14 protein-coding genes are annotated in these 13,852 nt (G+C 41.2%); 11 read left to right on the top strand and 3 right to left on the bottom strand.

The features are described 5' to 3' along the window. Nucleotides 1–70 precede the first annotated feature (70 nt). Together LPQ35_RS07060 and LPQ35_RS07055 are read left to right on the top strand one after the other, a co-directional pair. Nucleotides 71–1,192, top strand: coding sequence for a metallophosphoesterase (locus LPQ35_RS07060; protein WP_193808166.1), 1,122 nt, complete (start codon nucleotides 71–73; stop codon nucleotides 1,190–1,192). Further along, nucleotides 1,189–4,806 (top strand): AAA family ATPase, encoded by a 3,618-nt coding sequence (locus tag LPQ35_RS07055; RefSeq protein WP_193808165.1) that lies wholly within the window; start codon nucleotides 1,189–1,191, stop codon nucleotides 4,804–4,806. The genes LPQ35_RS07060 and LPQ35_RS07055 overlap by 4 nt, the downstream gene beginning before the upstream one ends. Nucleotides 4,807–4,965: 159 nt before the next feature. Here LPQ35_RS07055 and LPQ35_RS07050 read toward each other — a convergent pair whose 3' ends face one another. After that, the gene (locus tag LPQ35_RS07050) at nucleotides 4,966–5,352 is read right to left on the bottom strand and encodes a nucleotidyltransferase domain-containing protein (RefSeq protein WP_193808164.1); all 387 of its coding nucleotides are present in this window, start codon (nucleotides 5,350–5,352) and stop codon (nucleotides 4,966–4,968) included. Further along, nucleotides 5,339–5,779, bottom strand: coding sequence for a type VII toxin-antitoxin system HepT family RNase toxin (hepT, locus tag LPQ35_RS07045; protein WP_346297602.1), 441 nt, complete (start codon nucleotides 5,777–5,779; stop codon nucleotides 5,339–5,341). Before hepT ends, LPQ35_RS07050 begins: the two co-directional genes overlap by 14 nt. A gap of 106 nt (nucleotides 5,780–5,885) precedes the next feature. On the opposite strand from hepT, the gene LPQ35_RS07040 reads away from it, so the two are divergent. The 7 genes from LPQ35_RS07040 to LPQ35_RS07010 all read left to right on the top strand — a co-directional run bounded on the left by LPQ35_RS07040 (nucleotide 5,886) and on the right by LPQ35_RS07010 (nucleotide 9,528). Continuing rightward, a complete protein-coding gene (locus tag LPQ35_RS07040; protein ID WP_193808163.1) occupies nucleotides 5,886–6,107 on the top strand; it encodes an AbrB/MazE/SpoVT family DNA-binding domain-containing protein in 222 nt (73 codons plus the stop codon). A 22-nt stretch (nucleotides 6,108–6,129) separates the two neighbouring features. Continuing rightward, nucleotides 6,130–6,528 carry a PIN domain-containing protein gene (locus LPQ35_RS07035; RefSeq protein ID WP_193808162.1) on the top strand — a complete coding sequence of 133 codons (399 nt, stop codon included), beginning with the start codon at nucleotides 6,130–6,132 and terminating at the stop codon, nucleotides 6,526–6,528. A gap of 229 nt (nucleotides 6,529–6,757) precedes the next feature. Then, nucleotides 6,758–6,946 (top strand): hypothetical protein, encoded by a 189-nt coding sequence (locus LPQ35_RS07030; protein WP_193808161.1) that lies wholly within the window; start codon nucleotides 6,758–6,760, stop codon nucleotides 6,944–6,946. Then, nucleotides 6,934–7,242: a PIN domain-containing protein gene (locus LPQ35_RS07025; RefSeq protein WP_193808160.1), complete on the top strand. Its 309-nt coding sequence runs from the start codon at nucleotides 6,934–6,936 to the stop codon at nucleotides 7,240–7,242. Before LPQ35_RS07030 ends, LPQ35_RS07025 begins: the two co-directional genes overlap by 13 nt. Nucleotides 7,243–7,350: 108 nt before the next feature. Continuing rightward, nucleotides 7,351–7,833 (top strand): hypothetical protein, encoded by a 483-nt coding sequence (locus LPQ35_RS07020; protein WP_193808159.1) that lies wholly within the window; start codon nucleotides 7,351–7,353, stop codon nucleotides 7,831–7,833. 2 nt (nucleotides 7,834–7,835) lie between these two features. Next, complete coding sequence (locus LPQ35_RS07015) at nucleotides 7,836–8,852, top strand: PIN domain-containing protein (RefSeq protein ID WP_193808158.1); 1,017 nt, start codon at nucleotides 7,836–7,838, stop codon at nucleotides 8,850–8,852. Continuing rightward, nucleotides 8,836–9,528 carry an HAD-IA family hydrolase gene (locus tag LPQ35_RS07010; RefSeq protein ID WP_193808157.1) on the top strand — a complete coding sequence of 231 codons (693 nt, stop codon included), beginning with the start codon at nucleotides 8,836–8,838 and terminating at the stop codon, nucleotides 9,526–9,528. Before LPQ35_RS07015 ends, LPQ35_RS07010 begins: the two co-directional genes overlap by 17 nt. 4 nt (nucleotides 9,529–9,532) lie before the next feature. Here LPQ35_RS07010 and LPQ35_RS07005 read toward each other — a convergent pair whose 3' ends face one another. Then, nucleotides 9,533–9,640 (bottom strand): toxin-antitoxin system TumE family protein, encoded by a 108-nt coding sequence (locus LPQ35_RS07005; protein ID WP_346297724.1) that lies wholly within the window; start codon nucleotides 9,638–9,640, stop codon nucleotides 9,533–9,535. A gap of 307 nt (nucleotides 9,641–9,947) precedes the next feature. Here LPQ35_RS07005 and LPQ35_RS07000 point away from each other — a divergent pair, with 307 nt between their 5' ends. Continuing rightward, nucleotides 9,948–12,437: a type I restriction-modification system subunit M gene (locus tag LPQ35_RS07000; protein WP_193808156.1), complete on the top strand. Its 2,490-nt coding sequence runs from the start codon at nucleotides 9,948–9,950 to the stop codon at nucleotides 12,435–12,437. Then, nucleotides 12,430–13,785 (top strand): ATP-binding protein, encoded by a 1,356-nt coding sequence (locus tag LPQ35_RS06995; protein WP_193808155.1) that lies wholly within the window; start codon nucleotides 12,430–12,432, stop codon nucleotides 13,783–13,785. The genes LPQ35_RS07000 and LPQ35_RS06995 overlap by 8 nt, the downstream gene beginning before the upstream one ends. Nucleotides 13,786–13,852: the final 67 nt, after the last annotated feature.

Raw genomic sequence — 13,852 nt, 5'->3', positions numbered from 1 at the left:
TTGGAGAAATTAAATTTAAATACTAGCACAAACCTCAATGAGCGTCTATAAATAAACTTGAGGTGATAGCTTGATAAAACTGTTACATATTTCCGATATACATCTTGAAGCACCATTTAGATTCTTAGGACCAAAAGGATACGAAAGAAGATTGGAGTTAAAACAGTCTTTTGAAGAGATTTTAAATAATGCTGAAGATTTTGACGTTGACGCAATACTTATAGCGGGAGATTTGTATGAGGCAAAGTACGCAACAAGGGACCTTGGATATTTCATCAAAAAATGCTTTGAGTCTTTAGATATCCCTATTTTCATTACACCCGGAAACCATGACCCCTACACCAAAAACTCGCTGTATTCTCTGATCAAGTGGCCAGAAAACGTATATATTTTTTCCAAAAATTTTTTTGAAGAAATAGAATTGAATGAACAATATCTAGTATATGGAATCGCAAACGTATGGGACAACGATACTACCAATCACTTAGCCAAACTCAGAGTTGAAACCGACACGCCCACTATAGGAATTATGCATGGTTCTTACAGCCCATACTCCATGTTGCTCCCTGAATCCAGTAAAATGTGTTTGCCATTTACTGATGGAGATTTGAAAAATTCTAATTTGAACTATCTTGCCCTTGGCCACTACCATAAATATGCAGAAATAGAAATTGATGGTGAAGTCAGAGCAGTTTACCCTGGAACACTTGAGCCATTAAACTTTGATGAGATTGGTGAAAGAAATGCATTACTCGTAAAAATTTCCAGTAATACTGTGAAGCTGGAAAAGGTTCCAACAGGAATCAGAAACTACGAAATACTCGAAATAGATTGTTCATCAGCAACTTGTTCTGCAGACATAATATCCAAGATAAAACAAAGTGGAATTAATGAGCGCAATATCGTGAAAATCATTCTTAAAGGGGAAATTAGCCCATCAGTGGAACTACGATTAGAAGAAATAGAGGCTGCAGCTAAAAAACAATTCTATCACGCTATCGTTGAGAACGAAACCAATCCTGCCTATGATATTCAAGCCATATCCCAAGAAAATACTCTCAGAGGTGAATTTGTAAGAAGAATACTCAGTAAAATTGAGCAAAATCCCGAAAAAGAGGAGGTTTGGATGAAAGCCCTGTATTATGGGCTCGAAGCTTTTGACAGCGACAAAAAAGAGGTGCAAATTCTATGATTATCGAAAAATTGCATGTGTGGGCACATGGTAAACTTAACGATTTAGAACTGGAGTTCTCCCCCTCCTTAAATGTCATTTATGGTGAGAATGAGGCTGGTAAATCCACTTTACAGAATTTCATAATAGCGATGGTTTATGGACCTCTCAGACATGACATAAAACAGAAGAGATATGAGAATGAGGTCCTTCTCAAAAAACCCTGGAATGGGGAAAGATGGGGAGGGACAATCCGCTTTAGGCTGGATAATGGCGGGATTTATGAAGTCGTGCGCGATTTTGGCAAAAAAACAGTCAATGTTTATGACGAATTTGGCAATGATATTACCAATAAATTTAGCCGGACACGAAATGGAGACTCCAACTTTGCAGAAGAGCTTTTGGGAGTGGATAAGACCATTTTCAAGGATACAGTTTTCATATGCCAAAACATGGTGGATTCCCTATCCAATAGAGAAAGTCTTAAAGACAGAATACAAGCTATCGTAAGTACTGGTTCTGAGGATATATCGTCTAAATTTGCAGTAGAGAAACTCGAAAACGCACTGAATAAAATAGGTACACGCCATGCTCTATCAAAACCGCTTGGATCATATGCCAATAAACTTAAGGAGCTTGGAGATGAATTAGAGAAATCGAAAAAAACATTTAAAGAAATTTTAGAGAAACTAGAAGAGTTGCAGAATTTAAGATTGGAGCTTACTCAATTAACTGAAACGAAAAGAAATTTGGAATATGCTGAACTAGTCGTCAGTAAAAATGACTTGGAGGAGAAAATAAAAGCAGTCGAAGAAACCCAGAAAGAAATTGATGAGCTCATGCATATCTTACGTGAAAAAGAGATTTTGGAGATAGATAAAGAAGATTTTCAGGCTGCTGTTGCTTTGAATGCTAAACGAGCTGAACTATCTGAACAGTTGAGGAAACTTAAAGCGGAATTAGGCGAGTATCAAGTGCAAATGAGGAAACTAGAGAGTACCTTGCCAGTATATGCTGACAAAGTTAGCGAATTTATTGAGAAATTAGAGGAAACTTACAAAGAATTGCAAATCGAAAAAAGCTCACTTGAATCGATTAAACTAGTCGTCAGTAAAAATGACTTGGAGGAGAAAATAAAAGCAGTCGAAGAAACCCAGAAAGAAATTGATGAGCTCATGCATATCTTACGTGAAAAAGAGATTTTGGAGATAGATAAAGAAGATTTTCAGGCTGCTGTTGCTTTGAATGCTAAACGAGCTGAACTATCTGAACAGTTGAGGAAACTTAAAGCGGAATTAGGCGAGTATCAAGTGCAAATGAGGAAACTAGAGAGTACCTTGCCAGTATATGCTGACAAAGTTAGCGAATTTATTGAGAAATTAGAGGAAACTTACAAAGAATTGCAAATCGAAAAAAGCTCACTTGAATCGATTGAAGATCAGATTAAAGCATTATCGAAAGATAAAGAAGAATTGTCTAAAACTCTTTCCGAACTGTCAAGATTTAAGACTGTAAGTGAAGAAGAAGTGAATGAACTATTGGAGAGCAAAACTAGAGAACAATATTATGAAGAATGGGCGCAGGCTAAAAAAGAGAAAATTGAGGCAAACAAGTTGCAAATTGAGTTATTAGAGAGAAGTAGATACTTAAAAAGGAGAAATTCACTAATCCTGTCAGTTTTGGGCACTTTAATGGGAATTTCTCCAGTACTTGGAGCACCAACAATAATGGTTCTGATAGGCGGATTACTCGTAATTGCAGCTTTGCTTTATCTTAAAGGCGCGCCAAAAGCTGAAGAAATTGATAATCTGAGGAAAGAGGTAAGTAAATTACGAAAGGAATTGGAATCCATGAGTTTACAGGATAAATCTAAAGAGTTACTCCATAGATTTGGTGTAGCAAGCAAAGAAGAATTTCTAGAAAAATACAGAAAGTTCAAGTCAATATCTGGAAAACTCGATTTAATAAACCAGGATGTAGAGAGATTGCAAAAAAGACGAGACGAGACCATAGACAAAATCAGATTGCACATTGAAGCTGTAAAAGATATCTTCTCCAAAATCGGGTTAGAGTTTGATGATTCAGAGGACGAATCGAAAATAAATGAAAGAATTGAGAAAATCACATCCTCAATAGACATGGCAATCAAAGACCTGAAATCCGTTTTGGAAGCTAAAAAATCCCTCGAAAGTATAAGGGGACAGATTACAAGATTGGAAGAAGAGGTTGAGAGAGTTAAAAACAATCTAAGAAAAACTGAGGACGAATTATCGAGAATACTCAGCAAATACTCTGTAGAGTCTTTTGATGATCTAAAAAGAGCGTATGATGAGTACGCCAAAGCTAGCAATGAGATCTCAGAATTGAACAAGCTGAAAGCTAAGAGGTCCGCTCTTCTTGGGGATAAGAGCCTCGAAGACTATAAGAATGAACTAGAAGAACTCAAACAAGAGATCGAGCGTGTTAAAGACAAAATCAGATTGCACATTGAAGCTGTAAAAGATATCTTCTCCAAAATCGGGTTAGAGTTTGATGATTCAGAGGACGAATCGAAAATAAATGAAAGAATTGAGAAAATCACATCCTCAATAGACATGGCAATCAAAGACCTGAAATCCGTTTTGGAAGCTAAAAAATCCCTCGAAAGTATAAGGGGACAGATTACAAGATTGGAAGAAGAGGTTGAGAGAGTTAAAAACAATCTAAGAAAAACTGAGGACGAATTATCGAGAATACTCAGCAAATACTCTGTAGAGTCTTTTGATGATCTAAAAAGAGCGTATGATGAGTACGCCAAAGCTAGCAATGAGATCTCAGAATTGAACAAGCTGAAAGCTAAGAGGTCCGCTCTTCTTGGGGATAAGAGCCTCGAAGACTATAAGAATGAACTAGAAGAACTCAAACAAGAGATCGAGCGTGTTAAAGGAGACCGTACATATATTAGATTAAGCAAGGAAGAAATTAAAGCAAATCTCAAAGAAGTAAGGGAGAGAATAGTTCAATTAAGAGAGCAGATTAAGATAAATGAAGGGAGGATAGAAATCCTTGAAAAGAGTTACAAGCCCATCCAAGAGATCGAAGAGGCAATTGCAGAGGTGAAAGAAAAAGTAAACGAGTTAGAGATGTGTAGGGATGCTTTAGAAATTGCCAAAAAAACACTAATTGAAGCAGAACGAGATTTTACAAAGGACTTTGTCAGAGTGTTGAACGAAAGAATTTCTCCTGTGGTAAAGATGGTTACAGGCAAGTATAGCGATATACGCGTTGACGATGACTTAGATGTAAATGTTAGGGACCCAGAACACAAAATATTTGCAAAGTGTGACTATCTTAGCAGAGGTGCAATTGATCAGATTTATTTCATACTCAAAGTTACCATTGCAGAAATGCTAACCAGAAATTACGAATCTCTTCCCTTGATAATAGATGATATATTTGCAAACTATGATCCACAGAGACTTGAAAATGGGCTAAAGCTGCTTATAGATTTATCGGCCAAATACCAAGTAATCTTCTTCACATGCCACAAATATCAGGTTGACTTATTGGAGAAGATTGCTACAGAAAGAGGACTTCAGATGTCTAATGAGGATGTAACAGGACTCAGAATTACGAAGATTTCCTTCGGAAACTGACTCGAACAAAACTTGAAGCTCGGCCTGATGAATGATAAAACCAATCTGGGGGGATCAATTTGCATGTTCGAACCATATCGCTTGAAAATGTATTCGAAAACGGCAGGCTGTCCACTGACTTTAAAGAAAGATTGAAAAATGCAGTTGGCCTGAGTTAGATCACATACTCAGTATCTCTCTGATCATCCTCTCTTCGACCGGCTTGAAATCCAGATATTCTCGTATTACTTCCTCCATAAACCTGAATCTCAGCTCATCGTCCCTGCTGAGCAGAAGCTCTCCCCTGATCGCCCGGTACTTGAAGCTGAGGGGGGCAGAGTTCAGGACTCTGACATCAACAGGAAGTTTTACAGATTTCTCAATTTCGATTGACAGCTCGACCTCATACTGGATAAAGTCCTTCACTTTACCCTCATCCACAAAAACTGCTACATCGACATCTCTGAAGTGGGCTTCGCCAAAACTACCGTGCAGGTATGCGAATATAACCTCTTCTCTGCCCTTCAGGATATTTTTGATTCTATTTTTTATGTCATCCCTGTCCAAGATACGCCCTCACCTCATCAATGAATCTGTCTAGATCAGATAAATCCCTTCCGATTATCTCATAGACCTTTCGGTCGTCAATTTTCCAGTAGACATGAACAAGCATGTTTCTGAACTTTGCCATTTCAGCCAGCTTCTTCGCCAGCTCTTCAGAGATTACCCCACTTCTTCCGAGAATTATGAAGCACTCAGAATAGCTCCCCGGAACCTCTTTAGCAACCCTTACGGCAATGTGATTGCAGATAGATATTGCGGCTTCGATTGCAACAAGGAGCTTGTATTTCGCCGCATCTCTTACGTACGAATCGGATAGAAACTTTTCCAATCCCATGTCAAGTATTTCCTTCAGCTCGTCAGCGAGCAATTTTATCTCTGCAAGTCTCCGGTTCACGAGGGCAGTATCTATTTCCGGCATTTGCGACACCATTTTAATTTTTGCACTGTTCCACTTAAAAATACTTGTAAAAAGATAAAAAGATTGAACAACCAACTAAGGCGTAAAGCTTAAGCATAGTAATTACAAACAATCTACTATGCCTGCAACCAAGGTTACTAGAAATTATCAGATTACTATCCCTAAGGAAATTAGAGAACAACTCGGTATAAATGTCGGAGATATCCTCATCTTCGACATTGAGGGCAGCAAAATCGTATTGAGGAAGGAGAGGCTTGAGCTTCCGGTTCTAAAGGGTGGAAAAGGTCTTACAGTAGAGAAAATTGAGGAGAACATCAGGAAGGGCATGAGAGAGGAATGAAGAGTTACATTAAGGTGACAGCATGGTGATAGACACAAACGTGTTCATCTACGCTGTTCTGCAGGATTCAGAATTTCACCGGCAGGCAAGGGACTTCCTTGCTTCGCTGGATAGGTGGATCATTCCCAGTATCGTTATCTATGAGCTGTACTGGTTTTTCAGGGAAGAAGGATACAGCAGCGAAGATATTGAGAGGGTTGTGAAGAGCATCATCGACAGCCAGAGGAGCAGAATTGTCGGTGATAATGGCAGCTTTACAAGGAGGGCTCTTGAGCTGACGAAGAGCTCAGCAAGGTTCAACGATATGGTGATTCTCGCTGTGGCAGAGAAATACGGAAAGCTCGCCACTTACGATAAAAGGCTGAGGAAAGATGCTGAAAGTCTGGGAGTAGAAGTGATAAAAGTTGAACAAAAAGTTTAAGTATTACCAAAGGGCACTGTCGAAAATAACCTCGAAAAATTAAAAGAGAGCCTGAACGGATTATTCTGCAAAATTTCGGGATATGAGTTGCAGAACTTTCGACTTAAACAAAGAGTATGGATAAATGTCAGGATGACACTCGTAAAAACCCGGATTGAAGGCTTTCTGAATTCAAGGGCAGAGAACCCTTAAATAGGTTGTACAAGAACAATCTCTGAAGGTGACATGTATGAGCGAGATAACTGTCAAGCTCAAAATCCCAGATGAAATATTGAAGCAGGTGGATTTGGACAGAGTAGTTGAGAGGATTGAGAGAGAAATCATGCTTGAATACAATTTGAAAAAGCTTCACGGAAAATTCAAGGGCAAAAACCTTGAGAAAATGCTCGAAGAGGTAGACGAGGAATGGGGGATTTGAAGGCGATTACTGGGAAAAAGAGCTACGAACTGAAGAACAATCCAGAACTGATTGTTGAGAAAGAAGATGAACTTGAGGAACTCTTCATGCTCTTCGAAATTTTTGAAGAGCTGGAAATCAATAGGGAAATCAGGAATCTGGCGTACAGGTTTGTGAAGAAATATGGCCTGCTGCCAAACGATGCTCTGATTCTTGCCACCTGCAGGTTTTATGGAATAAAATATCTGATTTCGTTTGACAGTGATTTCGAAAGGGCATGCAAAAAGGAAGGTATAGTGCTTATTGACAACATTTAGGTGTCTGTGATGATGGTAAACCACTTGAAGGATCGGGGGCTGTGAGTAATTAGTTGAACAAAAAGTTTAAGTATTATACCATAACTCAACTTAACAGGTGAAACCACGATGAAAAGAGCCTACATCACAATCCTTGGCCGCTCCACATGGGCGCTGATCAACACATACTACGCAGTCCTGATGAAGAAAGAGTATTTTCCAGATACCCTCCACATCTTCTCTGAGAACGTATTTGCAGACGAGCTTGAAAAAGCCGCTGAAGGGATGAGAATTCTGAGCAAGGAGTTTGGAATCTCTCCAGAGATTCAGACCCACCTTGTTCCCGAAGCAGATTTTGTTAGTGCTGGCAGAATGATTAGCGAACTTATACGCAGGCTGAAGGAGGAGGGTTGCAGCATAGCCATAGACATTACGGCGGGGAGGAAGGCTCTGGTTGCCGCTGCGCTGATACCGGCTGTCAAGCACAAAATGGATCACGTCTTCTATCTTGCAGTTAAGAGGCTCGAAAGCAAGCCATACATGATGATCCCGATGGCAAATCAGAGCCTGAGAGATTTCATTCGGGAAGCGGAGGCTGTGAAGGGGGATTAACGATGGCAAATTATAGCGAGGAAATTATAAGCTCGGATGAACTTCAGATCCTCCTGAACCTTGTGGATGATATTAGCGTCATGTATCCCCTATACTCCCGCTTCCAGCTCCTTGAAGCTGTAAAGCATGGCGAATCCTACAAGCTGAAGATCATGCAGGGCAGGATTGATTTTGACAATCAGCAGAGCCATTTCGACCACCTTGCAGATGAAATGCCTTCCTACAGCGATTTTGCAGAATGTCTGCTCGCAAGTGGGGTAATCTCCTACGAAAACGCTGAAGAACTTAAAAACATGCTCAACCACTATCGCAGTTTGAAGAAGAGAGTGTATTTCTGCCCCGACACAAACGTCATCTATCACCGATTCTTCTCTTCTTCATCTCTCTTCAAACCTGAGGAAATACTTCTCGTTGAGACGGCAAGAGAGGAAATCGAAGCATCTCTCAACATGAAGTACACTCCGGCTTTGATTTCAGAGCTGAAGAGACTGGCCAGATATCAGAATTTCCTTCTGGACGAATTTCTGAACAGGAGGATGAAGAAGTCGAGGCTTGCAGCATACATTGCGATGAAGGAGTACAGGGAGCTGAGAAAGCTCGCGATAGAGATCGAAGGCGCGGAGAGATCCACTGACGACAGGGAGGCAAACGACTACGTAATCGTCAGAACTCTCAGGAGGTTTGAGAGGGAAAGAGGTGCGATGCCTGTACTGCTGACAGCAGACAGGCAGATGGCAGATATATGCGAGGCCGAAGGCATAGAGTACTTCCACTTCACCATACCCCATGCGGTCGATGCCGATTATTGCAGCTGCAGATCCCTGATTGGCCTGATATACAGTCTCGCAAGTGTGTTTGGAGTTGTGAGGCTCAACAGTGTGGTCGTTTTCGGGGAGTTCAGGGGGAAGAAGGGCCATGACGAGTTGAAGCTGAGGTTCCTTGATAATCGACTGTATGAGGATTTCAGCAGACATCTCCGCATCTGCAGGAGGTTGATGAGACTTGGCATCGAGAATTAGGGCCTTGATCTTCGACCTGGACAACACGCTGCTGGATTTTGTTGAGGCGAAGCTGAAGGCATGCAGGGCTGTGATAGAGTGTCTCGGTCTGAACGAGGATGAGCATGAGCTGCTGAACTACTTTCTGAGGGGAGTTCACGGTTTCGAGGATGTGAGAAACATAGCGGATTACATGAAAGACAGGGGAGTTTACTGCGAGGAGAAGTTCGGTGAATGCTGCGAGATATACGAGAGGGTGAAGCTGGAAAGCATTGAGCCGTATCCGGGTGTTGGAGAGACTCTCGAAAGGCTGAAAAAAATGGGACTGAAGCTGGCCGTTGTTACCGACGCAATGAACGGCCATGCAGTTGGCAGGCTCAAGAAGGCCGGAATTCTGCACTATTTTGATGTTGTTGTATCCTCAGACATGACAGGGAAGAGGAAGCCGGAGCCAGACTCGATTATTCTTGCTCTCAACAGGCTCGGAGTTAAAGCGGAGGAGGCGGTTATTGTTGGAGACAGTCTGAGGAGAGACATTGAAGCGGGAAAGAGGCTGGGCATGGTTACCGTTTATGCAAGCTATGGGGACAGGAATTTCTTTGAGGAGAAAAGAGGAAGTGCGGATTTTGTTATTGAGAGTGTTGAAGAGCTTTTGAAAATTTTGAATTTACACTCAACTAGGATGAGTGAGCTTTGAACGTTTATTTTTCACCGATTCTGTTTTCAATAACTCTGATAACATCCTGAAGTCCTATTTCTTCAGATTCTTCAACTTCTGGTGTGTGTTTGTGATGCGGGAATGTTCTGATGTTTTTGTGATGAGGAGCATTATCCCATCTTATTATCAGATTTCCATTCCTGTCCTACCAGTGGTATGAGTAAATGAACTCGTTTTCTGAGACAAACTCCCTGATGTAAAGCTCGCTCCCGTCCACTATGCAGATAAGTTCGTTGAAGCAATAAGAAAAGACTGGGAACTTGACAGGGAGTTGCTCAAAGTGGGAATGCTCTACTTTATTTAGACAAGAAGTAATAAATCAAGAAGTATTATCCAAAGTTAAACGAAACAAAAAAGATAATAATTCAATACATTAAAGGCAAAATGGAGGTATCAGAATGAACAATGGGAAAATAACTCTTAAACAATTGGAAACACATCTCTTTAAGGCTGCAGACATTCTGAGGGGCAAGATGGATGCCTCAGAATACAAAGAATACATTTTTGGCATGTTATTCTTAAAACGTGTTAACGACGTATTTGAGGCTAAAAGAGAAGAATTGAGAGAAAGATTTGAAAAACAGGGATTCACAGAAGAAGAAATAGAAGAGCTTCTTGAAGACCCCACTACGTACGGGGATACATTTTTTGTTCCAGAAAGAGCAAGGTGGGAAAACATTCTGAATTTGAAAGAAGATGTTGGAAATCAGCTGAACAAGGCTCTTGCTGCTTTAGAAGAGGCAAATCCAGAACTGGATGGGGTGTTAAAACACATTGACTTTAACGCAGTGAAGGGTAAAACGAGGCTGAAAGATCAGCAGCTCATCGATTTAATCCACCATTTCAACAAGTACAGACTTAGAAATGAGGATTTTGAGTTTCCTGATTTGCTGGGTGCAGCTTATGAATATCTTTTAAAGGAGTTTGCAGACTCCGCAGGAAAGAAAGGTGGAGAGTTCTACACTCCGCCCCATGTGAAAACTCTGATGGTGAGGTTAATTAAGCCACATGAAGGGATGAGCGTATATGACCCAACATGTGGTTCAGGCGGGTTTTTAATTGAGGCAAGGCAATACGTCGAAGAGCAGGGGCAAAATCCGAAAAACCTTGCACTTTACGGTCAGGAGCTAAACGGTGTTACCTGGTCCATATGCAAGATGAACATGATCCTGCACGACATCCCCGATGCTCACATAGAAAACGAAGATACGCTTACAACCCCAATGTTTCGCGAGAATGGCTACATCAAGAGGTTTGACAGGGTTCTGGCCAATCCTCCATTCTCTCAGAATTACACCACTGCAAACATGGAATTTCCGGAGAGATTCAAATACGGCTTCACTCCAGAAAACGGAAAGAAAGCTGACCTGATGTTCCTGCAGCACATGATTGCCAGCCTCAACGATAACGGAATACTGGTGACGGTTATGCCCCACGGAGTTCTTTTCAGGGGTGGGCAGGAAAAGATCATCAGAGAGGGGATCGTAAAAGATGATCTAATAGAAGCCATAATTGGTCTGCCTCCAAAGCTCTTCTACAACACTGGGATTCCGGCCTGCATCATTGTTATAAACAAAAATAAGCCTGAGCATTTGAAGAACAAGATCTTTTTCATAAACGCAGAGAGGGAATACGGAGAGGGCAGGAATCAGAACTATCTGAGACCTGAGGACATTGAGAAGATCGTAACAGTTTTCGAGAAAAAGATGGAGATACCCAAGTACTCAAGACTTGTTGATATTAAAGAGATAGAGGAGAACGATTACAATCTGAACATAAGGAGATACGTTGACAGCTCTCCAGACCCTGAAATAGAGGATGTCAGGGCTCATCTGGTTGGTGGAGTTCCCAGGAGAGAGATAAACCTCTACAGAAAGCAGATGGAGAAGTTTGGGGTGGATGAGGAGGTCTTTTTTACTGAACTTGATGAGGAATATTTCGCATTCAGAGAAAGTATCAAAGAGAAGAGTGAAATTAAGGAGTTATTAGAATCTCACGAAGGTGTTAAAGAGAAATTTGAAGAGCATTTCCAGAAACTTGAAGAGTGGTGGACCCAGGTTGTGGAGGATATAGAAAACTTCCCGGGAAACAATAACCTATGGGAATTCAGAAACAAAGCTCTTGAGAGCCTCAAGCAAAAACTTCTACCCCTTGGTGTCCTGGATGAGTTCAAGGTTGCGGGAGTCTTTGTAAACTGGTGGGAGGAGCTCAAGTATGATTTCAAGACTGTTGTGGCTTCTGGGTGGAGCAAGAGAATTATTGAAGACGAAAGAATAGAAAGGAAATATTTCCAAACAGATCTGGAGCAGATAGAGGAGCTTGAGGCAAAAATCGCAGAGGTTGAGGGAGAGCTTAACGAGCTTCTTGAAGAAATAGAGGAGTGGGACGAAGAAGACAACGGAAAGAAAACCCCAAATAAGGCAATCAAATACCTGAGAGAGCAGATAAACGATTTGAAAAGGTATGAAAGCGAGTCGGCTGTTAAGGAAATCAGAAAGCTTCAGGAGTTGCTCACGAACATTGATAGAAAGAACAAACAGCTCAGTCAGCTGAAGAAAAGTCTTAACAAAAAAATTGAGGAGCTGAGGGGAAAGTACACGACTGGCAGGCTGACAAAACAGCCCGTCAAGGTCAAGAAAGGCAAAGTTGATGCAAAGAGGGAAAACCTGTCGGAAGAGGATGCAAAGGAGCTGATTCTCGAAAAATTCCACGATGTTATTGTGAAGCAGCTGGAAAAATACCTCAACGCCGAGAAGAAAGAGCTGATAAGGATTTTTGAGAAGCTCTGGGACAAATATTCTGTTCCAGTAACTCAGTTAAGGACTGAAAGGGACGAGGAAGTAAGAAAACTGGACGAATTTCTGGCGAGGCTGGGGTACTATGGCTGAGGGACTTAAAGAGAACAGAGATGTCGAATTTAAAAGAAAGTGGGATGATGAATATCTCAAAACTCTGTGTGCCTTTGCCAACGCAGATGGTGGCATGATGTTTGTAGGTGTGGATGACGATGGAAATCCCGTAGAGGTAAAAGACCTGAAAAAACTTCTTGAAGACCTGCCCAACAAGATAAAAAATAAACTGGGCATTTTAGCTTCGGTCAGTCTCGAAAAGATAAGGGGAAAAGAGGTCATAAAAATAGAAGTCCATCCATCAGATGTTCCCATCTCTTACAATGGAAAGTTTTACCTCCGAACAGGCTCAACAGTTCAGGAAATTAATGGAAATGAACTCATCAGGTTTATTCTGAAAAAACAGAACCTCACATGGGACGCTATACCATCTGAAGCCGGAATTGACGAAATAGATGAAAAAACGGTGCAGAAATTTAAAAAACTTGCAAAGGAAAGGCTCCCGGAAATATCTGACGAGGACTCTATTGAAAAGATACTGCAAAACCTTGAACTTTTAAAGGATGGAAAACTTACAAACGCAGGGGTTTTGTTGTTTGGCAAAAACCCTCAAAAATACATAATAAACGCCGGGGCTCGCGCAGGCAGATTCAGGACTTCCACCGATATTACTGATACGGTTGACGTTAGAGGGAATCTTTTTGAGCAGGTTGATGGTCTGATGGATGCAATAAAAAAGCATATAAGTGTGAGGTTTGAGATCGAGGGGGTTGAGAGAAGAGATGTATGGGACTATCCCCTTCCTGCTCTGAGAGAGGCGGTTATAAATGCGCTTATCCACAGGGATTATCTGGAGCCCGGTGATATTCAGATAAAAATTTACGATGATAGAATCTGGTTCTGGAATCCGGGAAAACTCCCCGAGGGTCTGACAGTCGATATGCTAAAAAGAGAACACCCCTCAATTCCACGCAACAGGCTGTTAGCAACAGTTTTCTACTTTGCAGGACTTATTGAAAAGTGGGGGAGCGGGACAAAGAGGATTGTGGAGCTGTGCAAGGAACAGGGACTGCCTGAGCCAGATTTTAAAGAGGAGATGGGTGGTTTTTCAGTGGTGTTTTACAAGGACATTTACACAGAAGAGCATTTGAGAAAACTCGGCCTGAATGAGAGACAGATTAAGGCGGTGATGTACGTAAAGGAGAGGGGAAGGATAACGAATAAGGAGTACCGGGAGTTATGTAAAGTATCTGAAAGGACTGCCACGAGAGATTTGTCACATCTTGTATCTGTAGGTATTTTTAGACAAATAGGCACAACAGGCAGAGGAACTGAATATAAATTAAGTCGTCATAATGATGCCAAAGACGCCATAAAGACGCCATAAAGACGCCAGTTGAGGGAAGTGATCAATCATGACAATGATAAAGTATGGACAGACAACAACTGAGATG

The organism is Geoglobus acetivorans (assembly GCF_039641995.1).
GTDB lineage: Archaea > Halobacteriota > Archaeoglobi > Archaeoglobales > Archaeoglobaceae > Geoglobus > Geoglobus acetivorans.
The sequence above is the reverse complement of the archived record's forward strand: the minus strand, read 5'-3'. Positions and strand labels throughout refer to the sequence as shown.